Here is a 26,016-nt window from a genome sequence, read left to right as displayed (position 1 = left end):
CAGCGCGCCGCAGGCGCGCTGCCGGGCCCAAGGCTGTTTGCTGCATCTTTGATGCGGCGATACAGGCGCGGGAGGCCCCCCGCGCCTAGAGCACGCACCCCGCAGCCACCCACCAGTCAGGGTGTTTCGCACGAATATCCTCTGCCGCGCTTTGCGCCTGCCCCTCGTCAGGTTCGAACAGCGCAAAACAGGTGGCGCCAGAGCCGGACATCGCCGAAAACAGCGCCCCCGAGGCACGCAGCGCGTCCAGAACCTCTCCGATCACCGGCGCAGCGGCCACGGCTGGGGCCTGCAGATCGTTACGCTGCCGCGCCAGCCATGCCGACAGCTCCAGCGCATCGCCCCAGACCGGCAGGTCCTGCGGCATGGCCGGGTTCTCGCGCGAGGCCAACCCGCGGAACACCACCGGGGTCGAGACCGCCACTCCCGGATTCACCAGCAGGATATCGCAAGACGGCAAGGGTGGCAGCGGCGTCAGATCCTCGCCAATCCCGGCCATGCGCCAGGCTCCCGGCGCCATGCAGACGGGCACATCTGCGCCGAGGCTTAGCAAATCCGCTTCGCCGGGCAGCTTCACATCCCAAAGCTGCGCCAACGCCCGCAGCGTTGCCGCCGCATCCGAAGAGCCGCCACCAATGCCAGCCGCTGCAGGCAGGTGTTTTTCCAGCGTAATCTCGGCGCCCTGCCCGGCAGGTTTCAAAACCTCTGCCGCCCGCAACACAAGGTTGGAACCGTCCGTGGGCACGCCAGCCACCCGTGACCCACCCACCTGCAGGGACAGATCCTCAGCCCGGCGCACCCGCACCTGATCCCCGACATCGCAAAACGCCACCAGCGAATCCAGCAGGTGATAACCATCGGCGCGCTGGCCGGTCACATGCAGGGTCAGGTTGATCTTGGCCGGGGCGAAAGCCTCAACCGCCATTGGCAACCTTCAGGGGATCCGCGCCTTCTTCTTCCAGCACCACATCCAGACCGACCTCGATCTTACGGCGGATCCGTTCGGGATCGGCTTCACCATCGCCTTCGCCAGAGTGGATGAAGGACAGCGCTCGTTTCCACTGGAATTCCGCCTCGCGTTGGCGGCCTACTGCCCAGAAAACATCGCCAAGATGGTCATTCACCACCGGATCCACCGGCATCAATTCCACCGCGCGCTCCATGTGGCCCACCGCCTCGCTATAGCGGCCAAGACGATACAGCACCCAGCCCAGCGAATCGACGATATAGCCCGACTCGGGACGTGCTGCGACGGCGCGCTCGATCATGTCGAGCGCCTCATCCAGGTTCTTCTGCTTTTCCACCAGCGAGTAGCCAAGGTAGTTCAGCACCTGCGGGCGGTTCGGCTCCAGCGCCAGAGAGGCACGGAAATCGGCCTCGGCCTCGGCCCAGTTATCCAGCCTTTCGTGGCAGATGCCGCGGGCATAATAGAGGAACCAGCGGCTCGGCGATTGTTCAGGCGTGTAGGTCAGCGCCTTGTCATAGGCGGTCACGGCGCCAGTGTAGTCTTCCTGCTGTCGCAGCAGGTCGCCCAGGCTGACCTGAACCTGAGGCAGTTCAGGATAGATCTCTGCCAGTTGCGCCAATACCTCGGCTGCGGCGTCCGGTTTGGCCGAGCGGCGCAGCGCCTCGGCGCGGCCCATTTCAGCGGCATAATAATCGGGATGGCTGCGCGGCACCTGTTTATAGGTGGCAATCGACAGCGGGAAGCGGCCCAGCTTGTCCAAGAGCTCCGCGCTTAGCAGAACCGCATCGACGTGATCCGGGTTCAGGACCGAGGCCATGCGGGCATACATCAGCACATAGTCATCCGCCTGCTGCCCATTCAGCGCCGATCCCATGGTGAAAAAGACTTCGGCGATCCCTTCGACCGGGCCGGGCGCCATGGTAAAGCCAAGCGCCTCGCCTGCCTCAAGTCGGCCCCGCAAATCCGCAAGCGCCGGATCAAAGCCGCTGCTGAAAGCCCCGCTCAGCACCTCAAGCGCCTTTTCGTTCTGCCCCAGCTGCGACAGGATCTGCATCCGCGCCAGAACCGATTGGCGCGACAGGCGGGTCAGCTTGCCATCCTCGGCGGCGAACATCGCCTCTGCGCCCTCGTAGTCCCCGACCGAGGCCAGCGCCAGCGCCTGATGAAACTGCGCGTAGGGGCGCAGGTTCTGGTCTTCGGCAAGGGCTTCGAAACTCTGCATCGCGGCGGAGACAGCCCCTTCGCCCATATGCGCCCAGGCTGTCAGCAACCCATCCACCAGCGGGTGAATATCGCGGATCGCCAGATCCCGCGCCAGAATGTCGACAAAGGCGCCGCGGCGGGCGAAATCGCCCACCATGACCATATTCGTCGCCTGGCTGCGCAGCTCCATCTCCCACAGGCGCTGTGCCACTGGCAGTGCACGATCCAGATCGCCCTGCGCCAGTTGGGCAAAGACCACATTTTCCATCAACACGGGGTTCTTCGGATCGCGGACCAGAGCGCGGGTGTAATATTCGGCAGCTGCCGAGAAATCACTCTCATAGGTGGCGGCCCGACCAGCGAGGTAAGCCCCCGCCAATCCGTTGGCTGCAACTGGCGCCGCAAGGCCCAGCGTGGATGTGACCGAAACAGACAGCGCAACCAGCGCCGCGGATGACAGGTTGCGAAGATTTTGAACCGGCACCGGGACCTCCCCCAAGGGTATGTATTCGTGATTGTGAAAAAGGGTAATCCGGGCGCTGACAACACGCAATGGGGCGCCTCGGAAGGCGCCCCACTTTTGCGTTATTTCCGGCAAAACCGGAGGAAATCCGCCCGGCTGCGGGCAGATTTGCCCAAACCGGATCACATATTGGGATAGTTCGGCCCGTCACCGCCCTGCGGCGTGGTCCAGGTGATGTTCTGGCTCGGGTCCTTGATGTCGCAGGTCTTGCAGTGCACGCAGTTCTGGAAGTTCACCACGAACTCCGGCTTGCCGTCCTTTTCGACCACCTCGTAGACGCCGGCCGGGCAATAGCGCTGCGCCGGTTCGTCGTATTTTGGCAGGTTGACCGAGATCGGCGTATCCGCATTGCCAAGGTGCAGGTGGCAGGGCTGGCTTTCCTCGTGATTGGTCATCGCGAAGGAGACGTTGGTCAGCCGGTCAAAGGACAGGGTGCCATCGGGTTTCGGGTAATCAATCGGCTTGTGCTTGCTGGCTTCTTCGGTGGCTTCGGCGTCGTTCTTGCCGTGACCAAGGGTGCCAAAGAAGGACAGTCCAAGGATGTTGTTGGTCCACATATCCAGACCACCCAGCATCAGCGAGGCGGTGAGACCCCACTTCGACCACATCGGTTTGACGTTGCGGACCATCTTGAGGTCCTTGCCGATAGCGCCTTCGCGCACGTCTGTCTCATAGGCGGACAGCTCGTCACCGGAGCGTTCGGCCTTGATGGCGTCATAGGCGGCTTCGGCTGCGGCCTTGCCCGACAGCATGGCGTTGTGGTTGCCCTTGATGCGCGGCACGTTGACCATGCCTGCGGCACAGCCCAGCAGCGCCACGCCGGGTGCCACAAGCTTCGGCATCGACTGCCAGCCGCCTTCGGTGATGGCGCGGGCGCCATAGGCCACGCGCTTGCCGCCTTCCAGCAGCTCGGCGACCATCGGGTGGTGCTTGAACCGCTGGAATTCCATGTAGGGGAACAGGTAGGGGTTCTTGTAGTTCAGGTGCACCACGAAGCCCACGTAAACCTGGTTGTTTTCCAAGTGATAGATAAAGGAGCCACCGCCAGCGTTGGAATTCAGCGGCCAGCCCATGGTGTGGGTGACGGTGCCTTCCTTGTGCTTGGCCGGGTCGATCTCCCAGATCTCTTTCATGCCGACGCCGTATTTCTGCGGCTCCTTGCCATCGGACAGGCCGTATTTGGCGATCACTTCCTTGGACAGCGAGCCACGTACGCCTTCACCGAGGAAGACATATTTGCCGTGCAGTTCCATGCCCGGCTCGGTGTTGGGACCGTAAGAGCCGTCGGCCTCCAGCCCGAAGACACCGGCGACCACGCCTTTGACTTCGCCGTTGTCGCCGTAGATCAGCTCGGAGCAGGCCATGCCCGGGAAAATCTCGACGCCCAGTTCCTCGGCCTGTTCAGCCATCCAGCGGCAGACATTGCCCATGGAGACGATGTAGTTGCCGTGGTTGTTCATCAGCGGCGGCATCGGGAAGTTGGGGATCCGCACCTCGCCCGACTCGCCCATCATGTAGAAGTTATCTTCCTTCACCGGCACATTCAGCGGCGCGCCCTTTTCCTTCCAGTCGGGGATCAGCGCATCAAGACCGCATGGATCCAGAACCGCGCCCGACAGGATATGCGCGCCCACTTCGGAGCCTTTTTCCAGCACCACGACCTCAAGGTCGCTGTCCAACTGCTTCAGACGGATCGCCGCCGACAGACCCGCAGGGCCGGCCCCGACGATCACAACGTCATATTCCATCGCTTCGCGTTCAATCTCGGCCATAGATGATGTGCTCCTTGGCTATCGTTCGTTTCTGTCCCCATCGGACAGATGGTCCTGGGCGCAATTTTCTTTCGCGGTTGCTTAGCGTTTGGGGATTACAAAGGTCAATCCATACTCTGCGTTACGTTCCAGCAGAACGGGCTTTTCCGTATAAAACATACTCATTTCCGACGCTCATCCGTCATTTTCAACCTCTGGGCTGTCCCCCATCAGATAGCGCGGGCCGGTGCCCTTCTCTCCTGCCTTGTCCTGCGGATTATATAGCGCGCATCTCGGCAAGGACAGGCAGCCGCATCCGATACAGCCATCAAGGTTATCACGCAGCTTCATAAGCGTCTCGATTCGCTGATCCAGATGATCGCGGAAGTCCGAGGAAATCGCCGCCCAATCCTCTTGCGTCGGGGTGCGCCCGCCCGGCAGTTTTTTCAGGTACTCGCGGATCTCCGGCAGGGAAAACCCGAACTGCTGCGCGATCATGATGAAGCTGAGCCGCCTGAGATCCGAGCGCAGGAACCGCCGCTGCCCGCCCGCATTGCGCCAGGGCTCGACCAGACCCTGCGCCTCGTAATACCGGATAGCAGAGACCGCCAGCCCGGTGCGCTCTGCCAGATAGCCAATCGAAACACCTGCGGATTTTGCCATGTCGGATCCCTTCCCTGACGTGATGAGAAATACCTTGATCTAAAGTTAGGTTTAGAAATTACACAGGATGCAGAGATTATCAAAGGAGATTCGAAATGACCGCCATTCTTGAACACGCGAACCTCTGCGTCAGCGATCCCCATGCCACCGCCGCCTGGATGGAAAGGGTCTTTGGCTGGCGGATCCGCTGGCAGGGTCCGGCAATCCACGGCGGCCTTTCGGTCCACGTCGGCAGCAAGGACAGCTATCTTGCGCTTTATACGCCACCGGAAGACCTAGGTGATCCGCTGCCCCGCTATGCCAACAAGGGAACGCTCAACCATCTGGCGCTGATCGTCGAGGATCTGGACAGCGCCGAGGAGGCGGTTCGGGAGGTCGGCTTCACGCCGATGAACCACGCCGATTACGAACCCGGACGACGGTTCTATTTCCTGGATGGAGAGGGGGTGGAATATGAGCTTGTTCAATATGATTGAGTTGTTGGGTCTCGACGCACACAGGCGGCCCCGGGGCAGGCACACCACGCGGTTCCACGGCGATCAGGCCGAGGCACAGTTCTGGCGCATCGAAGCGCATCTGCCGGTGCCGGACCCGCTGCCACCGCGGCATTTCAAGCGGCGATAAATCCCGCAGCAAGTCCCGGTCCCTGCAGCAAAACTCTGCCCGTGGCCGCAGGTCCCCCTTGCATTTGGCCCCGCGATTGGGTCAGGTAAATGCCAACACGAATAAATGCCCCGTCGCACCTGCGGCGGGGCTGTCACGTTCAAAAGACCCGTAGCACATGCACGGCACGACCAGACGAAAGCGGAGCAGACCATGGAAAAGATCCCGATGACGCCGACGGGCTTTCAGGCCCTCGAAGCGGAACTCAAGAACCTGAAATCCGTCGAGCGCCCGGCCATCATCCAGGCCATCGCCGAAGCCCGCGAGCTCGGCGATCTGTCGGAGAATGCCGAATACCATTCGGCGCGCGAAAAACAGTCCTTTATCGAGGGCCGCATCAAGGAACTCGAAGGCATTCTGAGCCTCGCGGATGTGATTGATCCGGCGAAACTGTCGGGGTCTGTGAAATTCGGCGCCAAGGTCACCGTGGTGGATGAAGACACCGACGAGGAAAAGACCTGGCAGATCGTCGGCGAACACGAAGCCAATATCGAAGCGGGCCTGCTGAACATCAAATCACCGATTGCCCGGGCCTTGATCGGCAAGGAAGAAGGCGACAGTGTGGAGGTACGCACCCCCGGCGGGGAGCGCGCCTATGAGATTTTGCAAATCGTTTATTCCTGACAAGACAGAACCCATCCGCCATGACCGCACCGGATCCCGCCTCAAAGACCGCCCATAACCAGCCGCTCGGCACGTTCGAGCGCCCCTCGGCCACGGGATTGGGCGGCGCCGAGATGGGGGCGATCGTGCTGGGCTGCATCTGGCTTTTGGCGGTTCTGGCGGCCTACCTTCTGGCTCCTGCTGAAACGGACGGTGCCAATGGCTGGACCGGCTGGGTGCAGACGGCGCTGGCCGTCTGCCTGCCGGTGATCCTGCTCTGGGGCGGCGCCATGGTGCTGCGGTCGATCCGGATCATGCGCGAGGAAACCCTGCGCCTGCAATCGGCCATCGACGGGCTGCGGCACAGCTACCTGACCCACGCCCAGCAGGCCACGGCGGTGGCGGAGCCTTCGGTCACCAAGAAGCTCGAGGAAATCGCCGAGGCGACGCGCAAGACCGAAAGCGCATTGGCCACTTTCCAGAGCAGCCGCCGCAACCCGCCCCGCCCGGCGATCCCCGCCGAAGCCGCCCAGATGGCCGCAGCGGATCAGGGTACGCTGGCCCTTGGCACCTCCTCGGAAGACATGTCGCCGCCGCTGCCGGTGGACCAGTTCATCCGCGCGCTCAATTTCCCGGAAACCGCAGAGGACGAAGAAGGCTTCTCGGCCCTGCGCGCCGCGCTCAAGGACCGCAAGGCCTCGCAGGTGATCCAGGCGGCGCAGGACGTTCTGACCCTGCTCAGCCAGGACGGCATCTATATGGACGATCTGCGCCCGGACATGGCGCGCCCCGAAATCTGGCGCCAGTTCGCCCAGGGCGCCCGTGGCCGCGCCGTGGCGGCGCTTGGCGGGGTGCGGGACCGGACATCGCTGGCCCTGACCGCCGCGCGGATGAAACAGGATCCGATCTTCCGCGATGCCGCGCATCACTTCCTGCGCCGGTTCGACCAGATGTTCACCGAATTTGAGACCGAAGCCAACGACAGCGAAATCTCCGCTCTTGGCGACACCCGCACCGCGCGCGCCTTCATGCTGGTGGGCCGCGTCGCGGGCACCTTCGACTGATCCTGAGCCAACACCCCCCGTTTCGCCCGCCAGAGCGCTCCCGTCCGGATTCCGGCGATCACAGATCACCGCTCTCCCGTTGGGTCCGGCGCCACGCTAAGCGCGGCGCGGTTGCCACCATCCAGCGCCCTGCACCGCAGGGCGCCCGGCCCAACCGCGATAGTCATTGCCTGCAATGATACTGAATGGGCGGGAGCTCCCCGCCCCACAGACACCTGCCTAAAGGGAAAAACTGCCATAGGGCAGGAAACGCACCGGATCGCCGGGCCGGATATGCGCCGCATCCTCGCCAATCTCGACCAGACCCTCGGCCCAGCTCAACCCACTGATCCGGCCAGAGCCTTCGGATTTGAACACCTCGGCGCGCCCCTGCCGGATACGGGCGCGCAGGTATTCTCGCCGTCCCGGTTTCTTGCGCTTCTCAAACCCGGCAGGCACATCGAACCCCTGCGGTTCCTGCCACCCGGCCCCCGCCATCACCCCGATGGCAGGGCGCGCAAAGATCAGCGTACAGACCAGCGCCGCCACCGGATTGCCCGGCAGGCCAAAGACCGGCATTCCCTGCCACATCCCCAGCGCTAGCGGACGGCCGGGTTTCAGGGCAATGCGCCATTCCTGCATGGCGCCTGCCTCCCGCAAGAGGGCCGAGACATGATCTTCATCCCCCGCCGAAGCACCGCCGCTGGTCAGGATCACATCCGCCTGCGACGCCGCGCCGTCCAGCCGCGCCCGCAGCGCAGCGCGATCATCACCGACGCGCCCCAGATCCACGGCAATCACGCCCAACTGCCGCAGCAACGCCAGCAGCATCGGCCGGTTGGCATCATAGATCTGCCCCAGCCCGGCAGGCGCACCCGGATCGCGCAGTTCATCGCCGGTAGAAAGCACTCCAACGCGCAGGGGCTGCCGAAGTGGCAATGTGTCGATACCCGTCGCCGCCACCAGCGCCAGATCGGCAGGTGTCACCACCCGCCCCGCACTCAGAATCACATCTCCGGCCGCCACATCCTCACCGGCGCGGCGGGTATTGGCCCCTTTCTTCAGCGGCCCGTGAAAGGCGATCTGACGGCCATCTGTGGTCACGTCCTCTTCGAGGATCACCGTGTCGACCCCGTCGGGCAGTGCGGCCCCGGTCAGGATACGAATGGCCTGCCCCGCAGGCACCACGCCGTCAAAGGGCACCCCCGCCGCCGCACGCCCGGCGACCAGTTCCATGACCTGCGCCCCTTCGGCTATGGGACCGGCAAAGCCGTAACCATCCACCGCGGTATTGGGCTGCGGCGGGTTCGATCGTTGCGCCACCACATCTGCGGCCAGCACCCGGCCCACCGTCTGGTCCAGCGGCAGGCTCTCCACGCCTGTCACCGGCCCCAGCCGCTGCCGCAGCAGCGCCAGCGCATCCTCGACCGGGGTCCAGTTCACGCCCGTCGGCAAGGCAAAGCAATCATCGCGCAGGGGCGGCGGCTTCAGGGTCATCTCGGCTCCACTCCAAGGATCCAGCCCTCTTCGGGGGCGGTGATATCCAGCATCTTCTCCAGTTCTGCCACAGGGCGGCGGGCAAGTTCCAGAGCCACCTGCTGCACCTGCCAGGCATCCTTGATCATACCAGCAGGCGGCGTAGGAACCGTCAGCGAGGGCCAGATCTCCACCAGCGCCACCGGCCTGTCCAGCGCTTCAAACGGCCAGGCGGCCACATGCGGCGCAAAGCGGCGGCGCAACCGGGACAGTACCGGCAATCCCATCATCACCTGACCGCCCACGGATCCTGCCCCAGCCATCTGCCAGCAGGTGAAGGCGCCCGGCGCCAGATGTTCGACCGCGCGCCGATCCGGAAAGGGGTTTTGGTAGGTGCGCTTGGTGCGCGGCAGCCCGTCGATATCGCGCTTCAGCGCATTGGCCCAGAACGGCCCCTGCCCGCCAAAGCGGCGGTTGATCTCGCCCGCCAAATCAAAACGGTTGTTTGCCCTGGGGCTGTCTTCGATGCGCGCCTCGAACCAATCCCAGAGCGCCAGAGGATCGCTCTGCCCGGTCAGCGCCGGGCCAAAGCCTGCGGGATAGCCAAAGGGAAAATCAAATCCGATGCAAAGCCGTTGATCCCGGCTCAGCGCCAATTCCACCTGATCGCAGAGCCAGTCTTCGACCAGCTGGCGATTGCGGAAATAGAGCGGCTCCTCGGCGCCTTGCCAGTCCGCCCGGCAGGCCCAGATCGCATCGCGGCGTGGACGCGATCCGGCATCGTTGCCGCCGGACCAATCCACCATCACGAAGGTGTCAAACGGCCTCACAAGCCCAGTTCACCCGCGATGAAATCGGCAATCGCCACGGTATCGTCCAGATCAAACACGGGCCGATCCAGATTGAGGGAAATATCGCTGGCCACGGCCCGGATCGATTGATCCCCCGGCGCGATCAGCGGATTGCCCGCATCGGTGCGATAGGCCTCAATCTTGGGATGCGGCTCGCGTTTGAAGCCCTCGACAAGAACCAGATCCACTGGATTGAGCCGCGACAGCAGATCGACAAAGGACGGCTCTTCCGCATCGCGCAATTCCTGCATGATCGCCACCCGGTTGGGCGAGGCCAGAAGAACCTCTGAGGCGCCCGCGCTGCGATGGCGGTGACTGTCGGTGCCGGGCTGATCCACATCGGTGCTGTGATGGGCGTGTTTCAGGGTCGAAACGCTCAGGCCACGAGCACAGAACTCAGCCACCAGCCGCTCCATCAGGCCTGTCTTGCCGGCGTTTTTCCAGCCGGTTACTCCGTAAATTTTCATACTAGCAATCTCTCTGCACGCGCCAGATCCTCGGGCGTGTTGACGTTAAAAAATGGATCAAAGGGATCGGCCTCAAACAACGCTTCACGCCCGCCATGGGCATCGGTCCACAGGACCACCTTGCGCAGGCCATCCTTAAGGGCCGCGCGCAGATCATCGCGCAGCGCCACGGGCCAAAGGCCGAATGTGGGGTGGCGGTTCACCTTGCTGCGCCCGCCGGATTTCAGCTCTTCGCCAGTGCGCGGGGTCGTGGCGAGTACCAGGGGATGGGACTGCCCTTCGGAGGCTGCCATCAGCCGCGCCGCCAGATCCGTGGGGAAGAAGGGCGTATCGGCAGCCGCCGTCACGATTGCTTCGGCGCCTTGCTCGGCGGCCCAGTCCAGCCCCGCGAGCACGCCCGCCAGCGGCCCGGCAAAACCTTCGATACTGTCGGCGACTACCGGCAGGCCAAGGTCGGCAAAGCGCGCAGCATCCCCATTGGCGTTGAGCGCGAGACCCGCCACCTGCGGCGACAGCCGGTCGATCACACGAGACAGAAGGCTTTGCCCGCCGATGCTCAGCAGCCCCTTGTCGCCACCGCCCATGCGGGTGGCCAGACCGCCCGCCAAGATCACGCCCAGCGGTTTGGTCATGCCACACCCTCCCAGCGTCCGACCCGGCGGGGAGGGTGCGAAGCGCCCGCCCCGTGGGGGGCGGGTTGGGCGCTGCCCGGCTTTGCCGGGCAATGACGAGTAGCTGACATCATTCTGCGCTCTTCCTGCGATGTTTCTTGTCTTCCTGCGGCATCGATGCGGGGTCCACGTCCCGTTCCAGCCGGTCATCGCCGGAGAGACAGATGAACCGCTGGCCGCGCATCCGGCCAATCAGGGTCAGGCCAACCTCGCGGGCGATCTCTACCCCCCAGGCGGTGAAACCGGAGCGGGAGACCAGCACCGGAATGCCCATCATCGCCGTCTTGATCACCATTTCAGAGGTCAGCCGCCCGGTGGTGTAAAGGATCTTGTCCGCCGGATCACTGCCCGTGGACAGCATCCAGCCCGCGATCTTGTCCACCGCGTTGTGGCGACCGACATCCTCCATATAGACCAGCGGGCGGTCCCGGTGGCACAGCACCGTGCCGTGGATCGCACCAGCCTCAAGGTAAAGCGACGGCGTGCGGTTGATCTTATGCGCCAGCGCATAGAGCCAGGAGGTGCGTACCGGCGTTGCGGGCAGGCGCACATCCTCCAGCCCCTCCATCATGTCGCCAAAGACGGTGCCCACGGCGCATCCCGAGGTGCGGGTCTTTTTCTGCAGCTTTTCCTCGTAGGAAGTCTCGACCTCGGTGCGCACCACAGCGGTTTCCAGCTCTTCGTCGTAATCGACGCCGGTGATCACATCATCGTCGCGCAGCATGCCCTGATTGCGCAAAAAGCCAAGCGCCAGGTACTCGGGATAATCCCCGATGGTCATTGCGGTGACGATCTCCTGCCGGTTGAGATAGATGGTCAGCGGACGTTCCTCGACCACGGAAATCTCGCTTTGGGCGCCGGTGTGATCGACGCCCGTCACCGCGCGGGTCAGCCGCGCGTTCTGCGGCGCAGGCGCGATGATATACTCTGCGTGATCTTCGGCTTTTGCCAATTGCAAACCTCCCCAATCCCCCGTAGGCCATGACAGCAGCCCCGTGCTGCGTCTCAATTTAGGACGTGCAAATGGCGATCACCACACCCAAATCAGCCTTTTGGAAGGGCGTCCGCGATGGCGCACCATTTCTTCTGGTGTCAGGACCTTTTGGCCTGCTGTTTGGTGTTCTGGCCGCCGAGGCGGGACTTATTGTCCCCGAGGCACTGACCTTCTCGCTCGCGGTGTTTGCCGGGTCGGCGCAATTCACCGCTCTGCAACTGATGCAGGAGAACGCACCGATTCTAATCGTGTTGATTTCGGCGCTTGCGGTGAACCTGCGGGTGGCGATGTATTCCGCCTCTCTGACGCCCTATCTGGGGTCGGCGCCGCTGTGGCAGCGGGCGATTGCCGCCTATTTCACCGTCGATCAGTCCTATGCCCTGTCGATCGTGCAATTCGAAACCGAGCCGGAGATGACCGTGCCAGAACGCATGGCGTATTTTTTTGGCACCAACGGGTTGGTGGCACCGGGCTGGATGATCGCGACCTTTACCGGCGCCATGATCGGCGCGCAGGTCCCGAACAGCTGGGGCCTCGACTTTGTGCTGCCGCTGGCCTTTCTGGCGATGATCGGCCCGATGCTGCGCACCCCCGCGCATGTAGTGGCCTGTTTCGTCGCTGTCGCGACTGCGCTGCCGGCTGCGGCCCTGCCCTATAACCTGGGTCTGATCGTGGCTGGGTTGGCTGGCATGATGGCCGGCGCCCAGACAGAGGTCTGGCTGGAAAACCGGCTGCGCCGCAGCCAAGAGGAGACCGCGCAATGACCAGCACTGCCCCTGCCCTGATTGATCCCGTAATCCTGTGGACGGCCATCATCGGACTGGCTGTTGGCAGCTTTGCCCTGCGTTTTGCCTTTATCGGGATTGTTGGCGGGCGCGCCATGCCGGACTGGCTGATGCGCCACCTGCGCTATACCGCGGTTGCCATCATCCCGGCGCTGGTGGCGCCGCTGGTGGCTTGGCCCGCTCCGACAGGCGGCACCCCAAGCCTGCCGCATGTCGCGGTGGCGGCGCTGACGCTGGCAGTCGGCTATCTGACCAAGAATGTACTCTTGGCCATGGGAACTGGCGCAGGGTCCTTCGTGCTGCTGCTCTACGTATCGGGCTAAGACGCGAGCGTCGGCCACGGGTCCACCGCTGCGGCGCACGTTCTGAGGATGCGCCGCGCTACTCTCCGTTTAGGATTGCATTGTTGCGCGCGAGTCCTTCCTGAAGGTCGGCGCTGTCGTTCTCGTAATAACGGGTAGTTTTTACGCCGGGTCGCTGTTCAAACTGGTCGGCGAGTTTTACCGGATAAAAGGTAACCTTGATATCCTCGAAACCGGGAACCTGTTTCAACACCGAAGCGGTAGCATTGGCGCAATAGGCGCCGGGCACGCGGCCATTGCTGACAACCAGTTCATAGGCGCGTTGCGCCTGTTCCGGCGTCACTGCAACTTCCTGAACCATCACGTGATGGGTGCTGCGGGCGTGCGATCCGCGATAGGCCTTTTCCACGGCAGGCGTGATCCCGTAAAGCACGTCATCCCGTTCGGGTACGCGGTCTGCATAAAACGACCCGGCGGGATCAAAGATGACCCGCTCCGAGGCATTGACCATCAGCGAGGTATGCCCGCCCTGTCCAGTCCGGTTGTTGACCATCGTATAAAGGGTCAGGGATGGGGCGCCCTCGGCGCGATACGCGACACGTTCTAGCGTTGCATCATCGGCATTGGGCTGCGGCTGCGACGCGCAGCCCGACAGCGCAAAGGCTCCCCCTGCAACCGACGCACAAAGCGTCAGGCGCAGCAGCAAACGGCCCACGGACATGGCCCGAAGATCAGGTCGCGAAGACGGCCAGGAAGACCGCGAAGAGCGCCAGAGCGATGCAGAAGCGCACCGTGAAGGTCACAAAACCCGCAAAGGTTTTTTCCTGAACCGAGATGTCCATGGTTCCGTGTTTATGCTCAGCCATGTCTAAATGTCCTATTCGCGTTCGATTTCCTGCTGATTACTGGATTTCCCGCGCCCTGTCACGACGTCAATGCAGCGCAGCAGGGCGAAAAACCCGAGGCCTGCGGCCTGTTTGCACAGCCGTCTCGCCCCGACTTGCGGGTCGTCACGCATCACATCGCCGAATCGCGCGGTTGCCCCTGCACCGGGTCTCTCAGGTATCCGGCTCTGCCTCTGCCACGATATCGGGATCCGCATCCGGGGCCGGATCGGGCTCCAGATCCTTCGCCAGGCGAAATCCGATCCGCATGGCCGGGGTTTCCGGCTGCGCCTTGGGCAGGGCCCGCAGCATCACGTTGAGCTGCGTCACATGCTGGACCAGCTGCGTGCGGGCACCGGAGTTATCCGACCCGTAAAAGGTCACGATGTCAGGGTCGAAATAGCCCATACCCTCGATCCGCATGACACCGGCGTCGCCACCGGCAAACCCCATCGCGACCTCATGAGCGCTGTCCAGCTGCTCCTCGAAGTTCTTGATGTAGAGAATCATCCGCTCATAGGCCCAGCGAGCCGGGCTTTTCTCTTCGGCCGGTTTCTGCATCGCCTTGGGCAGCGTCGGGCTGCTCTGGCCCGGCCTCGGGTCGCAATGCACCTCATGCACCTGCGGCAGGATCGCCGCTTCGACGGCCTCGGCACTGGTATCGATACTGTCGTGAATGGCCGAAGCGCCCGGTTTGCGTGTCTTGTCACTCATCTGTGCCCGCCTTTCCCGGCGTAGCGCCCTGGCGCCACCCCGTCAGTCTTTGCGTTGATACAGCCAGGCGCCGTCTTGGCGCTGTTCGCGTGTGACCCGCCCCAGATGGAAAAGGTGATTGACATGGGCCACCGCCTCGACCAGCGCCAGCCCGTACTCACCCGGCCCGATGGCGCGTTTGAACAGCGGCGAAAAACACTCGGCCGCGGTGCGCGGGCTGTCGAGATGGTCCATCAGCCGGTCCAGCGCGCCGTGGTGGTTGTCGATCAGCTGCCGCATCCGCAGCGGCAGACGCGAGAACGGCAGCTTGTGACCCCCAAGGGCCAGATGATCATGCCGTGCCAGCGGCGCCAGACGTTCGCAGGCCTCCAGCCATTCGCCCAAGGGGTCCGCCATCGGTTCGGTGGCATAGACGCCGATATTGGGGCTGATCGACGAGAGGATCTGATCCCCGGTGATCACCAGATTGTCGTCACGACTCCAGAAGGTGGCATGTTCCGGCGCGTGGCCGTTGCCCATGTGCACATCCCAGTCGCGCCCGCCCATGCGGAACACATCGCCCTGCTGCACCCGGGTAAAGCCCAGCGGCATCGGATAGACGGTATCGGCAAAATTGAACGGCCGGTCCGCAACCCGCTGGTCATAGATTTCCTTGTCCATGCCCGCGCTGCGGTAATAGGCCAGCGTTTCCTCGGGCCAAGTTTCCTGCACATCCAGCGTCAGCATGCGGGCGAACAGCCAGGCAGTGCGGGTGGTGACCAGCTCGGCGCCGTATTCGGACTGGAACCAGCCCGCCAGACCGATGTGATCCGGGTGATGGTGGGTGGCCACGACACGACTGATGGGTTTGCCCTTCAGCGGGCCTGCCATCAGGCTTTGCCACAGTTCGCGGCTCTTGCGGGTGTTGAACCCGGTGTCGATCACCGTCCAGCTATCGCCCTCGTCAAGCGCGTAGACGTTGACGTGGTCCAGCTTCATCGGCAGCGGCTGGCGCATCCACAGGACGCCTTCGGCGACCTCGATCACCTCGCCCAGCGCGGGCGGTTCTTCCCAGGGGGTACGCGGGCCGACTTCGGGAACGGAGGCCATCAGCTGGCCAGCTCGTCCAGTGTCAGCGCCATGGCACCCTCGATACCTTCCTGCGCGTGCTGCAGCAGGCCGACATGCTCGGGCAGCATCCGCTTGATGTAGAACCGCGCCAGTTTTTCGCGCGGGCCGCCCTTGTCAGCCAAGGCCGCCATCAGGTGGTAATGCCCTCCCAGCACCCGGGCAAAGGCCCGCAGATAAGGCACCGCCCCAGCAAAGCGGTTCTGCAGATCACCCTGCCCCACCAGCCAGTCGGTCGCTTCGCGCAGGCTTTCGCAGGCCTGCCAGACGGCTTCGGCCATATTGGGGTGGGTCGGACGGGCGCGTTCGGCCAGCTCTTCGATCTCATCCATCAGCCGGTTGGCCATCTCGCCGCCATCCATCATCTTGCGGGCAACAAGATCCATCGCCTGAATGCCATTAGTGCCTTCGTAGATCGAGGTCACGCGCACATCGCGGCAGAATTGCGCGGCGCCGGTTTCCTCGATGAAGCCCATGCCACCATGCACCTGCAGGCCGATATCTGCGACGCGAATGCCGGTGTCGGTGCCGAATGCCTTGGCAATCGGCGTCAGGAAGGCGGCGCGGGTCTTGCAATCCGCCTCTCCGGTGGCGGTGGACATGTCGATGGCCTGAGCGCAGGCCAGCAGGATCGCACGGGAGGCAAAGAGATCCGCCTTCATCTCCATCAGCATCCGGCGCACATCCGCGTGGTCAACAATGCCGCCCGACGGCGTCTTGCCCTGCTTGCGCTCCAGCGCATAGGCCAGCGCCTTCTGATAGGCGGCTTCGGCAATGCCGACACCCTGACCGCCGACACCCAGACGCGCGTTGTTCATCATGGTGAACATGGCCGCCATACCGCCATGTTCGGCGCCCACCAGCCAGCCGGTGGCACCATCATATTGCATCACGCAGGTCGGGCTGCCGTGCAGGCCCAGCTTGTGTTCGAGGCTGACCACCTTGAGGCTGTTCGCCTTGCCGGGGTTGCCATTGTCATCCGGCAGGAATTTGGGGACCAGGAACAGCGAGATCCCCTTGGTGCCCGGCACACCGTCGGGCAGCCGCGCCAGCACCAGATGGCAGACGTTGTCTGCGAAATCGTTGTCGCCCCAAGTGATATAGATCTTCTGCCCGGTGACGGCATAGGTGCCATCGCCATTCGGCACGGCCTTGGAACTAAGCGCGCCCACGTCCGATCCGGCCTGCGGCTCGGTCAGGTTCATGGTGCCGGTCCATTCGCCCGAAATCAGTTTCGGCAGGTATAGCTCTTTCAGCGCGTCGCTGGCGTGGTGATCCAACGCCTCGATCTGTCCCTGGCTCATCAGCGGGGCCAGCTGCAACGACAGGCAGGCGCCGGACATCATTTCATTGACCGCCGAGGTGATCGTCATCGGCAGCCCCATGCCACCGTGCTCCTGCGGTGCGCTCATCCCGAGCCAGCCGCCCTCGGCGATGGCACGCCAGCCATCGGCAAAGCCGGGCGAAGTACGCACAACGCCGTTTTCCAGATAGGCCGGGTTCAGATCTCCCGGACGCTCCAGCGGTGCCATCACCTCGTCGCACATCTTGCCCGCTTCGGTCAGAATCGCCGTCACCATGTCGTCCGAAGCCTCGGCAAACAGGTCGGTTGCGGACACATCCTCAAAACCGACGATGTGCTTGAGCATGAACTCATACTCGGAAACGGGGGAACGGAAGGTCATTGGCGTCCTCTTGGCGTCCTGTGGGGCTCTCTCGTGTCTGGGCTAGTCTTTTACCCAGTCTTGGCATTGCTTACGAGGCCCTTTATATCTCGCGGCCTGTCCGATTACCTATCCTCTCGACCTTTTCAATCAACCGAAACGCCGCGTCACCCGCCATGTCCAGCCTGACCACCGAAATTCTGGGGACCTCGGATGCTGATCTGAGCCGCGCCGCCGATCTTCTGAAGGCGGGGCAGCTGGTGTCCTTTCCGACCGAGACGGTCTACGGCCTGGGCGCCGATGCCCGCAACGGCACGGCGGTGGCTTCGGTCTATGCAGCCAAGGGGCGGCCCAGCTTTAACCCGCTGATTGCCCATGTACATTCCGTCGCGGCGGCGCAGCAGCTGGTGCAGTGGAACGATTTGGCCGAACGGCTGGCAGCGGCCTTCTGGCCCGGGCCGCTGACCCTGGTCTTGCCACTGCGCGAGGACCACGGCGTTTCCGGACTGGTGACCGCGGGACTTCAGACACTGGCAGTTCGGGTTCCGGCCCATCCCACCGCCCTGCGGCTGCTACGCCTCGTGGACGGACCGGTGGCAGCGCCCTCGGCCAACCCGTCGGGACGGATCAGCCCCACTACGGCCGCGCATGTGCTGGCCGGGCTGAACGGCAGGATCGCTGCCGTCGTGGACGATGGTCCCTGCGGCGTAGGAGTGGAATCCACCATCGTTGGCCTCAGCGGACCAGACCCCATGCTGCTGCGCCCCGGCGGACTGGCAGCCGAGGACATTGAGGCAACCCTCGGTACGTCGCTGACCGACCGCGACGCAGCCGATCCCCTGTCGGCGCCGGGGCAGTTGCTGTCCCACTACGCGCCCAATGCCCGCGTCCGCCTAAACGCGACAGAAGCCGGTGAGGGCGAGCTGCTGCTCGGCTTTGGCTCCATGGACTGTGATCTGAACCTGTCAGCGGTCGGCGATCTAGCCGAAGCCGCCGCCAATCTGTTCGAACACCTGCACCGGCTTGATGCAATCGGTCAGCCGATTGCTGTCGCGCCCATCCCCGAACACGGGCTTGGCAGCGCGATCAACGACCGTTTGCGCCGGGCCGCCGCGCCCCGGGACGACAGTTCCGCGCACTGACCCGGCCCGAACGGCCAGCCAGATCCGCCAAAACCCCATCAATTATTCATATATTCGCTAGTCTCTATGCATAAACGGGATACCGGGCTATCCTGACCTCCTACTAGGGAGGAACATCATGAAACATTTACTGACAGCGGCCGCTGTAGCCACAAGCCTGTGCGCAGGCTGGACCACCGCAGCCCTTGCCGAAGGTGCCACGCATCACATCGCCGTTCACGTCAATCAGAATGACCCCAAGGTCATGAACATGGCGCTCAACAACGTGCAGAACCTGACCCGCTATTACGAGGCGCAAGGGGACACGGCGGTTGTGGAAGTTGTCGCCTACGGCCCCGGCCTGCACATGCTGATTCCGGGGAAAAGCCCGGTCGCGGACCGCATTGCAACCATGAGCCTTGAGAACGACAAACTGTCCTTTTCCGCCTGCGGCAACACCCACCGCAAGATGAGCGAGAAGGCAGGCAAGGAAGTTGCCCTGCTCGAGGAAGCCTCGATCGTGCCTTCCGGTGTGGTCCGGCTGGTGGAACTGCAGGAACAAGGGTTCTCTTACGTCCGTCCATAATTGGCGCAGACCTGACAGACAATAACACGCAGGGGCGACCCGTCCCTGCGTATCTCGCCGCACTGACCGTGTGGGGTCAGGCGGTTCCGGCGCTTGAGGACAGCGACACCGGGTCCACGCCCAGTGTTTTCAACGCCGCGCCCCATTTTTCCAGATCGTCCATCTCGAACAACAGCTCGGCGCTGGCCTCGGCCGTCAGCCAGCCATTGGCGACGATTTCGCTTTCCAGCTGCCCCGGCCCCCAGCCAGCATAGCCCAGCATCACGACCATCTGCTCTGGCCCGCTGCCTTCGGCAATGTCTTCCAGAATGTCCAACGTCGCGGTCATTGCAAAACCGCCCGGAACATCCAGAGAATTGACCCGCGAATGATATTCGTCCGAATGCAAAACGAAGCCGCGCTGGGTCTCGACCGGACCACCGAAACGGACAGGCAGAGATGCAACATCGGTGTTTGCCTCGATCTCCAGCTGTTCCAGCAGACTGCCCAGCTGCACGCCCGGCGCCGTCTTGTTCACGATCAGCCCCATCGCCCCCTCATCACTGTGAGAGCACAGGAACACCACCGCATGTTCGAACCGCGGATCGCCGATTCCCGGCATGGCAATCAAGAGTTTACCTGTCAGATCCATATCGCCTGTCTTTCTGTCTGCTTGGTCCATCGGACCAGACCGCATGCGACCAGCATGCAGCCCCACGCCCAGAGGTGCAAGGGCTGGTCCCCTGCGACACTGAAGCAGCCAGATCTGACGAAGTCTGACCGGAACGTGACTTGGCATTTGCAGCCGGAATGCGCATTTATTGGTGTATGAGACATGAACGCCCCTCCTCTCGCCCTGTGTCCCGATCTGTGTTCGGGCTGGCCCGTCTGAAATCCGCCGTGGCGGCTTGCGCCGTTCTTGCGCTGATGCCGGTCGCGACTGTGCAGGCGGGCGCATCGCCCGATCCGGTGCAGATCGAGATCCTCGATGGCGGGATGACGAAACGGGGCACCTATATGGGCGCGCTGCGGCTAACGCTCGACAGCGGCTGGAAAACCTACTGGCGGGCGCCCGGGGATGCCGGCATTCCGCCCAGATTTTCCTGGCGTGGATCGCGCAACATTGGCGACGTGTCGATGACATGGCCCGCCCCCGAAGTCTTCATGACCTCCGGCTACCGCACCATCGGCTATCACGATCAGCTGGTGCTGCCGATCGAGATCACCCCCGCGAATCCTGCCAAACCCGTCCGCATCAAGGGACGCATGGAACTGGGCGTTTGCAAGGACGTCTGCGTGCCGTCCGAGCTGTCCTTTGATCACCGGCCAGACCCCGAGGCAGGCCGCAACCCGGCGATCGTCGCGGCGCTGGCCTCGCGCCCCTATTCGGCGCAGGAGGCAGGCGTCTCCTCGGCGATCTGCAGCCTGTCCCCCGGCAGTTACGGCATGCGCGTCGAAGCGCAGATCACCATGCCCAGCGCCGGCGGCGAGGAAGTCGCGGTGATCGAACCGGGCACACCGCATCTGATGGCCGGGGAAACCAGCACCGAACGGCGCGGCAGTATTCTGCTGGCACGGACCGAGTTCATGCCCGCAACCAGCAACAGCCCGACCTCCATTGACCGGTCGAAACTGCGCATTACCGTGCTGGGGCGCAGCCATTCGGTGGATATCAAAGGCTGCGACGCCGGATGAGCCGCCCGGTTCTGGGCGCGCTGGCCGTGGTCTGCCAGACCGTAGCCGGACAGGACAGCGTGATCCTGATCCAACGCCGCAATCCGCCCAACGCAGGCTGGTGGGGCTTTCCCGGCGGTCATGTGGAATGGGGCGAAACCGCGCTGGAGGCCGCCGCGCGTGAATTGCACGAGGAAACCGGCGTCCTTGCCCGTCCGCGGGGCTATCTGACCAATGTCGACGTGATCCTGCCCGGCCCGGACAAGGCGGTTGCGCACCACTACCTGCTGACTGCCGTGCTCTGCGATTATGTCAGCGGTGCACCGACCCCGGATGACGATGCGCTGCAGGCGAAATGGGTGGCGGTGGACGATCTGCACCGCAGCGGGCTGGAACTGATCGATCAGGTGGCCGAGGTCGCGCTCTTGGCCCGGTCGCGCTGGCGCGACCGCAGCCCGTGGGACAGCGCCCCGATCACATAGGTCAGCAGCCCGAACACCACGGCCCCCAGCAGGAACAGGATGAGCCCCGCCCGCACCGGCTCCATCGCGGCCAGCCCGGTGTCCGAGGCCATAAGCCCCCCACGCAGGGCCGGATGCAGCGCGCCGGTGGCCATGGCCCAGCCCAGCGTCAGCACCAGCCAGCCGAGCTGTACCAAAGCCGATCCGGCGATCAGCCAGCGCAAAACCCGGGTATGGGCGCACTGACCGGACCGCAGCGCCCGGCGCAGCGATGTGATGGGCCGCGCCGCGTCCCGCTGCACCGCGACCAGTGCGGGAACCACCAGAAGCACCAGGAACATGCCAAAACCCAGCCCGTAGACCAGCGTGATCACCGTCGGCTTCAGGAACTGCGCCTGCTGCGAGCTTTCGTACATCAAAGGCGCCAGACCCAGCACGGTGGTCAGCGTCGTCAGCATTACCGGACGCAAACGATCCGCGGCCCCGTCGATGATCGAAGGCACCAGCCCGCGCTCAGCCGCGTATTCGTCGATGGTTGTGACCAGCACGATGGAATCGTTGATGATGATCCCGGTCATGCCCAGAAGCCCCACCACCGTGAACATGCTGAGAGGCACCTCCCAGATGTAATGCCCCCAGATCGTGCCCACGAGGCCGAAGGGAATGATCGCCATCACCACGATGGGCCGCGTCCAACTGGCAAAGATCCAGGCCAGCACCAGGTAGATGCCGGTCAGGCACAGGATCAGACCGGTGCCCGCCTCGGACAGGAAAGTGTCTTCCTGCTCGCTGAGGCCCGCAAGACGCCATTCCACCTGACGCTCGCTGGCGATTGTCGGCAGGATCTCCTCCTGCAGCGCGGTGATCACCGCCTCGGCGCGGGCGGGATCGTCCTCGGAGATATCGCCGGTAACGCTGATCACCCGGACGCCGTTTTCGCGCCGCACGGTGGAAAACCCGCTGCGTTGGCTGACCGAAACGATATCGGCCAGCGGCACATAGCTGCCGCCCGGCGCCCGCATCAGGGTACGCTCCAGGAAATCCGCCGTCAGCTCACCCTCGGGCAGTTCGACCCGGATGGTGGCGCTGCGCGGTCCGTCCGGATAGGTCGCTGCCTCGATCCCGTTGAGCCGCGCCCGCAGCGCCCGGCCCAGACTGTCGATGGTAAAGTTCAGCGCCTGCCCCTGCGGAGTCAGATCCAGAATGACCTCTTCCTTGTCATAGGCGAGGTTGTCCTCCACCGCCGACACCTCGGGGTAACGCAGGACGGCGGTTTTCAGATCCTCCGAGGCCGCCTTCAGCGTCTGCACGTCGGCGCCGTAGAACTGTACGTCCATCGCATCACCGCCCGGCCCCGAACGCCAGCTGCGGAAGGAAACGGTCTCTGCCAGTGGATGGCGCACCACCCGTTGCTGCAGCTCCGCGACAAAGGCAAAACTGGAATAATCGCGTTTATCCGCGTCGATCAGCTCGATCGAGATGCCACCCAGCAGGTCAGCGTCCTTGGCCTCGACACCTGACAGACCGCGCCCGGCGTTGCCGCCAATCTCGGCCATGACGAAATCCAGCGGGTTTTCGCCATAGCGTTCAGCGTATTCCGCGCCCAGCGCCTCGGTCGCGCGCTGCATCTCGCGCATCATCTCCAACGTGTCTTCGCGGGTCGCCCCCTCGGCCATGGCGAAATTGCCGGTGATCGAACCGCGCTCCGGCGCGTTGAAGAACCGCCATTTGACATCGCCGCCAATGAACAGCGCCAGCTGGCTGGCCAGAATGACCGCAGCGCCTGCCAGCACCACGTAGCGTGCGCGCACCACCAGCGCCATCAACGGGCGGAACAGGACGTCCCGGACCCAGCGAAAACCCCGGTTCACCGCCCGGTTGGGCCAGTCGTACCAGTGCCGCTGCTGCGCGTGGGTCAGGGCATGGGCCATGTGGTTCGGCAGGATCAGGAAGCATTCCGCCAATGAGGCCGCCAGCACCATGATGACCGTAAAGGGAATATCCCGGATCAGATCGCCAAAGCGCCCGCCGATGATAACCAGACCGAAAAAGGCGATGATCGTAGTCAGGGTTGCAGCAAACACCGGCAGAGCCATACGCCGGGCCGCGTTCTCGGCCGCCTGCATCGGCGTCTCGCCCAGCCGCCGAACCCGGAAATCGGCATGTTCGCCCACCACGATGGCATCATCGACCACGATCCCCAGGGTGATGATCAGACCAAAAAGTGAGACCATGTTGATGGTCAGCCCCGCCGCGTACATCAGCGCCACGGCCGCAAACATCGCCGCCGGAATGCCCGCCGCGACCCAGAAGGCGATGCGCACGTTGAGGAACAGGAACAGCAGGATCAACACCAGCCCAAGCCCCATCAGCCCGTTGTCCACAAGGATGTTGAGCCGGTCCGAGATCGCCTCGGCCCGGGTGCGGATCAGCCCGGCGGTGACCCCCTGCGGCAGGCTCAGCTGCAATTCGTCGACGACCTTTTCGACCTTGTGCTGGATGCCGATAGCATCGCCCTGATCCGAGCGGTCGACCCGCACCGACATCGCCGGGTGCTCGCCCACGAAATAGGAGCGGCTGCGGTCGACGCCTTCGACCCGGATCGTTGCCACATCACCAATGGTCAGCGCCGATCCGTCCGCATTGGTGCGCAGGACAATTCCGGCCAGCTCGTCCGGCGTGCGTTTCTCGCTGCCGGTGCGCACGCGGGTATTGGCGCCGGTGACATCGCCCGCCGGATCGGCATCGACCTCGGCGGCGATGGCGGCAGCTATTTCCGCCATGCTGACATCATAAGTGATCAGCGCAGACGAGGGCACTTCAACGATGGTTTCCGGCGCAGCAACACCGCGGATAGTGGTGCGGGTGACCCCGACCTCGAACAGGCGCACGACCAGCTCATCCGCAAAGAGCCCCAATTGCTCGGGGCCGATATCGCCGGTGATCACCACGTCGGTCACCCGATCGCGCCAGGCACCGCGTTTGACGGTGGGCTCTTCCGCCTCTTCCGGCAGGGTGGTGACCAGGCTGACCGCTGTCTGCACATCATCCGAGGCGCGTGACATATCCCAGCCCGGTTCGAACTCCAGCGTGATGGTGCCCAGACCCTCGCGGGAGATGGCGCTGGTTTCCTCGACCCCGTCCACCGCCAGAAGGGCCGGTTCCAGCGCCTGCACGATGGCGCTGTCCACGTCCTCGGGGCCGGCACCATCCCATTGCACCCGGACGGTGACGTTTTCCACGATCACATCGGGAAAGAACTGCGCCCGCATGTTGGGGATCGCCGCCGCGCCCAGCACCAGCAGGATCACCAACAGAAGGTTGGCCGCCGTCCGGTGACGGGTGAAGTAGCTTAGCAGGCCGCCAGCGGGCCGGGACAGATCGCGCATGGATCAGCCTCCCTTGCGGGCTTCGATACGGTTGACCAGTTGCGCAGGCACCGCCGTTTCCGAGAGCTGCGCCAGCACCCGTTTGCGAGCCTCTTCCGGCATCCGCGCATTGCCTTCGACAAGGGCGACAAGACGGGCGCGGCGATCCTCGGTCAGCTCTATCAGCTCGGGCCCTGCGGCTTCGGGGGCAATCTCAGCCTTGGCGTCGATCCGCAGGGGTCGCACCCGGATACCCGCGCCCAGGAGGGGCGTGCGCCCAGTGACGATCTCGCGCCCTGCTAGGCCTTCGCCCCGGATCAGAACCGCATCGCCCTGCCTGCGCACCAGTTCCACCGGCAGCGCCTCCAGCCGGTCTTCGGCGCCCAGCAGCAGCACCGCGCCGTCGCTGCCCAGCGCCGAGGCAGGCACCCGCACGACATTCTCCACCGGCGGTTCGGTCACCGAAACGGTCACGAAATCCCCCGGTTTGAAGCCCGGCGCCGCATCAAGGCGCGCATAGACCAGACGGCCCGTCTGCCCGTCCCCGGCGGCGCCGCTGACCCGCGACAACTGCCCGGTGGCCGACAGGGCTGCGCCAGCGGCATCCAGCGTCACCCGCACCGGGGCCTCGATCAGGTGCCCGGCATCATCCAGCAGGCGGGCGTATTGCAGGGTCGAAACCCGGAAAGCCACCTCCAGCCGGTCCGCGTCCACCAGTTCGGCGAGTTTTTCATTGGCCGAGACGAGACGCCCTTCGACCAGGCTGACCGCCTGCAAGGTACCGCTGAAGGCGGCCGAAATCGTGGTATCTTCCAGATCGCGCTGTGCGGTTTCCAGCGCAATCTCGGCGCGGGCCACCCGCGTCTTGGCCTGATCCACCCGGGCCTCGGCCTGCGAAATCGCCTGCCTGCGGGAAATCACCGCCTGCCGCGCCTGCGCTGCCGCCAGCGCTGCGGTTTCCACCGTTGCCGTGGTACCGACACCTCGTTCCTCAAGATCCAGCTGCCGCTGATAGGCCTTGCCGCGCAATTCCGCCTGATCCTGCGCGGCTTCGAGCTCATCATTGGCCAGGATCAGGGCCCGTCCCGCATCACGCTCTTCGGCGCGGGCATCCATCATGTCGGCCTCGGCCCGGTCCAGTGCCGCCTGCGCATCGGCAGGATCGATCTGCACCAGCAGCGCGCCTTCCTCGACGCGGCCGCCCTCTTCGAAATTCTCGGACAGGTGAATGACCCGACCGGCCAACGCGGTGCGCAACTCCAGCGTCCGGCGGCTGTCGATGCGGCCAAAGGCGATCAGCTCTGGCGCGATAGTCTGCACATCCGCCGAGACTACCCGCACCGCAAAAACGCGCTCGCGCGCAGGCGGCGTGCGCGGTTCGGCATTGAGCCGCGCCTGCACCGCCCCCATCACCAGCCAGCCCGCGTAGAGCAGCAGACCCAGCATCGCCGCCGTCAGAAACAGACCCGTCAAACTATGCCGCAAAAACCGCATTC

At 64.0% G+C, this 26,016-nt stretch carries 27 protein-coding genes; 10 read left to right on the top strand and 17 right to left on the bottom strand.

All coding sequences use genetic code 11. The annotated features are described in order from the left end of the window. Positions 1–85: 85 nt before the first annotated feature. The 4 genes from JL2886_RS13515 to soxR all read right to left on the bottom strand — a co-directional run bounded on the left by JL2886_RS13515 (position 86) and on the right by soxR (position 5,107). Positions 86–925 carry a 4-(cytidine 5'-diphospho)-2-C-methyl-D-erythritol kinase gene (locus tag JL2886_RS13515; RefSeq protein WP_065272482.1) on the bottom strand — a complete coding sequence of 280 codons (840 nt, stop codon included), beginning with the start codon at positions 923–925 and terminating at the stop codon, positions 86–88. Beyond that, on the bottom strand, positions 915–2,654 hold the full coding sequence (locus JL2886_RS13510; RefSeq protein WP_065273704.1) for a tetratricopeptide repeat protein: 1,740 nt from the start codon (positions 2,652–2,654) through the stop codon (positions 915–917). The genes JL2886_RS13515 and JL2886_RS13510 overlap by 11 nt, the downstream gene beginning before the upstream one ends. Positions 2,655–2,815: 161 nt before the next feature. Next, entirely contained in the window at positions 2,816–4,465 is a 1,650-nt protein-coding gene (locus JL2886_RS13505) for an electron transfer flavoprotein-ubiquinone oxidoreductase (protein WP_065272481.1), read from the bottom strand. Between the two features lie 174 nt (positions 4,466–4,639). Then, positions 4,640–5,107, bottom strand: a complete 468-nt coding sequence (gene soxR / locus JL2886_RS13500; protein ID WP_065272480.1) for a redox-sensitive transcriptional activator SoxR — start codon at positions 5,105–5,107, stop codon at positions 4,640–4,642. A 95-nt stretch (positions 5,108–5,202) separates the two neighbouring features. Here soxR and JL2886_RS13495 point away from each other — a divergent pair, with 95 nt between their 5' ends. The 4 genes from JL2886_RS13495 (at position 5,203) to JL2886_RS13485 (ending at position 7,437) form a co-directional block, all read left to right on the top strand. Continuing rightward, positions 5,203–5,583, top strand: a complete 381-nt coding sequence (locus JL2886_RS13495; RefSeq protein WP_065272479.1) for a VOC family protein — start codon at positions 5,203–5,205, stop codon at positions 5,581–5,583. Beyond that, a complete protein-coding gene (locus tag JL2886_RS19475; protein ID WP_156767921.1) occupies positions 5,561–5,731 on the top strand; it encodes a hypothetical protein in 171 nt (56 codons plus the stop codon). Before JL2886_RS13495 ends, JL2886_RS19475 begins: the two co-directional genes overlap by 23 nt. Before the next feature lie 192 nt (positions 5,732–5,923). Next, entirely contained in the window at positions 5,924–6,394 is a 471-nt protein-coding gene (gene greA, locus JL2886_RS13490; RefSeq protein ID WP_065272478.1) for a transcription elongation factor GreA, read from the top strand. A gap of 20 nt (positions 6,395–6,414) precedes the next feature. Continuing rightward, positions 6,415–7,437, top strand: a complete 1,023-nt coding sequence (locus tag JL2886_RS13485) for a hypothetical protein (RefSeq protein ID WP_065272477.1) — start codon at positions 6,415–6,417, stop codon at positions 7,435–7,437. A gap of 219 nt (positions 7,438–7,656) precedes the next feature. On the opposite strand, the gene glp is transcribed toward JL2886_RS13485, so the two are convergent. From glp to JL2886_RS13460, 5 genes are all read right to left on the bottom strand, one after another. Then, a complete protein-coding gene (gene glp / locus JL2886_RS13480) occupies positions 7,657–8,913 on the bottom strand; it encodes a gephyrin-like molybdotransferase Glp (protein WP_065272476.1) in 1,257 nt (418 codons plus the stop codon). Further along, positions 8,910–9,722: a molybdopterin guanine dinucleotide synthesis gene (locus JL2886_RS13475; RefSeq protein ID WP_065272475.1), complete on the bottom strand. Its 813-nt coding sequence runs from the start codon at positions 9,720–9,722 to the stop codon at positions 8,910–8,912. The genes glp and JL2886_RS13475 overlap by 4 nt, the downstream gene beginning before the upstream one ends. Then, the gene (gene mobB, locus JL2886_RS13470; protein ID WP_065272474.1) at positions 9,719–10,210 is read right to left on the bottom strand and encodes a molybdopterin-guanine dinucleotide biosynthesis protein B; all 492 of its coding nucleotides are present in this window, start codon (positions 10,208–10,210) and stop codon (positions 9,719–9,721) included. Before mobB ends, JL2886_RS13475 begins: the two co-directional genes overlap by 4 nt. Further along, positions 10,207–10,842 carry a molybdenum cofactor guanylyltransferase MobA gene (mobA, locus tag JL2886_RS13465; protein WP_065272473.1) on the bottom strand — a complete coding sequence of 212 codons (636 nt, stop codon included), beginning with the start codon at positions 10,840–10,842 and terminating at the stop codon, positions 10,207–10,209. The genes mobB and mobA overlap by 4 nt, the downstream gene beginning before the upstream one ends. A 109-nt stretch (positions 10,843–10,951) precedes the next feature. Continuing rightward, positions 10,952–11,839 carry a formate dehydrogenase accessory sulfurtransferase FdhD gene (locus JL2886_RS13460; protein WP_116560314.1) on the bottom strand — a complete coding sequence of 296 codons (888 nt, stop codon included), beginning with the start codon at positions 11,837–11,839 and terminating at the stop codon, positions 10,952–10,954. Between the two features lie 65 nt (positions 11,840–11,904). Here JL2886_RS13460 and JL2886_RS13455 point away from each other — a divergent pair, with 65 nt between their 5' ends. Together JL2886_RS13455 and JL2886_RS13450 are read left to right on the top strand one after the other, a co-directional pair. Continuing rightward, positions 11,905–12,639 carry an AzlC family ABC transporter permease gene (locus JL2886_RS13455; protein ID WP_065272471.1) on the top strand — a complete coding sequence of 245 codons (735 nt, stop codon included), beginning with the start codon at positions 11,905–11,907 and terminating at the stop codon, positions 12,637–12,639. Then, positions 12,636–12,983: an AzlD domain-containing protein gene (locus tag JL2886_RS13450; RefSeq protein ID WP_065272470.1), complete on the top strand. Its 348-nt coding sequence runs from the start codon at positions 12,636–12,638 to the stop codon at positions 12,981–12,983. Before JL2886_RS13455 ends, JL2886_RS13450 begins: the two co-directional genes overlap by 4 nt. Before the next feature lie 58 nt (positions 12,984–13,041). Here JL2886_RS13450 and JL2886_RS13445 read toward each other — a convergent pair whose 3' ends face one another. The 5 genes from JL2886_RS13445 to JL2886_RS13425 form a co-directional block, all read right to left on the bottom strand. After that, on the bottom strand, positions 13,042–13,683 hold the full coding sequence (locus tag JL2886_RS13445) for a hypothetical protein (RefSeq protein WP_237028373.1): 642 nt from the start codon (positions 13,681–13,683) through the stop codon (positions 13,042–13,044). A gap of 10 nt (positions 13,684–13,693) precedes the next feature. After that, positions 13,694–13,828, bottom strand: coding sequence for an aa3-type cytochrome c oxidase subunit IV (locus tag JL2886_RS13440; RefSeq protein WP_065272469.1), 135 nt, complete (start codon positions 13,826–13,828; stop codon positions 13,694–13,696). A gap of 192 nt (positions 13,829–14,020) precedes the next feature. After that, the gene (locus tag JL2886_RS13435) at positions 14,021–14,560 is read right to left on the bottom strand and encodes a DUF6173 family protein (protein WP_370570628.1); all 540 of its coding nucleotides are present in this window, start codon (positions 14,558–14,560) and stop codon (positions 14,021–14,023) included. A gap of 42 nt (positions 14,561–14,602) precedes the next feature. After that, entirely contained in the window at positions 14,603–15,649 is a 1,047-nt protein-coding gene (locus tag JL2886_RS13430; protein ID WP_065272468.1) for an MBL fold metallo-hydrolase, read from the bottom strand. Then, a complete protein-coding gene (locus tag JL2886_RS13425; RefSeq protein WP_065272467.1) occupies positions 15,649–17,352 on the bottom strand; it encodes an acyl-CoA dehydrogenase in 1,704 nt (567 codons plus the stop codon). The genes JL2886_RS13430 and JL2886_RS13425 overlap by 1 nt, the downstream gene beginning before the upstream one ends. Positions 17,353–17,507: 155 nt before the next feature. Between JL2886_RS13425 and JL2886_RS13420 the strand changes: the two genes are divergently transcribed. Beyond that, the gene (locus JL2886_RS13420; RefSeq protein WP_065272466.1) at positions 17,508–18,473 is read left to right on the top strand and encodes an L-threonylcarbamoyladenylate synthase; all 966 of its coding nucleotides are present in this window, start codon (positions 17,508–17,510) and stop codon (positions 18,471–18,473) included. 118 nt (positions 18,474–18,591) lie between these two features. After that, positions 18,592–19,038: a DsrE family protein gene (locus JL2886_RS13415; RefSeq protein ID WP_065272465.1), complete on the top strand. Its 447-nt coding sequence runs from the start codon at positions 18,592–18,594 to the stop codon at positions 19,036–19,038. Between the two features lie 76 nt (positions 19,039–19,114). Here the strand turns inward: JL2886_RS13415 and JL2886_RS13410 are convergent, their stop codons facing one another. Next, on the bottom strand, positions 19,115–19,669 hold the full coding sequence (locus JL2886_RS13410) for a YqgE/AlgH family protein (protein ID WP_065273701.1): 555 nt from the start codon (positions 19,667–19,669) through the stop codon (positions 19,115–19,117). 176 nt (positions 19,670–19,845) lie between these two features. On the opposite strand from JL2886_RS13410, the gene JL2886_RS13405 reads away from it, so the two are divergent. Together JL2886_RS13405 and JL2886_RS13400 are read left to right on the top strand one after the other, a co-directional pair. After that, on the top strand, positions 19,846–20,712 hold the full coding sequence (locus tag JL2886_RS13405) for a protein-disulfide reductase DsbD domain-containing protein (protein ID WP_420480629.1): 867 nt from the start codon (positions 19,846–19,848) through the stop codon (positions 20,710–20,712). Then, positions 20,709–21,173, top strand: a complete 465-nt coding sequence (locus JL2886_RS13400; RefSeq protein WP_065272464.1) for an NUDIX hydrolase — start codon at positions 20,709–20,711, stop codon at positions 21,171–21,173. Before JL2886_RS13405 ends, JL2886_RS13400 begins: the two co-directional genes overlap by 4 nt. Here JL2886_RS13400 and JL2886_RS13395 read toward each other — a convergent pair. Together JL2886_RS13395 and JL2886_RS13390 are read right to left on the bottom strand one after the other, a co-directional pair. Then, positions 21,095–24,541 (bottom strand): efflux RND transporter permease subunit, encoded by a 3,447-nt coding sequence (locus JL2886_RS13395; RefSeq protein WP_065272463.1) that lies wholly within the window; start codon positions 24,539–24,541, stop codon positions 21,095–21,097. The genes JL2886_RS13400 and JL2886_RS13395 overlap by 79 nt on opposite strands. Positions 24,542–24,544: 3 nt before the next feature. After that, positions 24,545–26,014, bottom strand: a complete 1,470-nt coding sequence (locus JL2886_RS13390) for an efflux RND transporter periplasmic adaptor subunit (RefSeq protein ID WP_065272462.1) — start codon at positions 26,012–26,014, stop codon at positions 24,545–24,547. Positions 26,015–26,016 lie beyond the last annotated feature (2 nt).

The organism is Phaeobacter gallaeciensis, from assembly GCF_001678945.1.
Taxonomy (GTDB): Bacteria; Pseudomonadota; Alphaproteobacteria; order Rhodobacterales; family Rhodobacteraceae; genus Phycobacter; species Phycobacter gallaeciensis_A.
The sequence above is the reverse complement of the archived record's forward strand: the minus strand, read 5'-3'. Positions and strand labels throughout refer to the sequence as shown.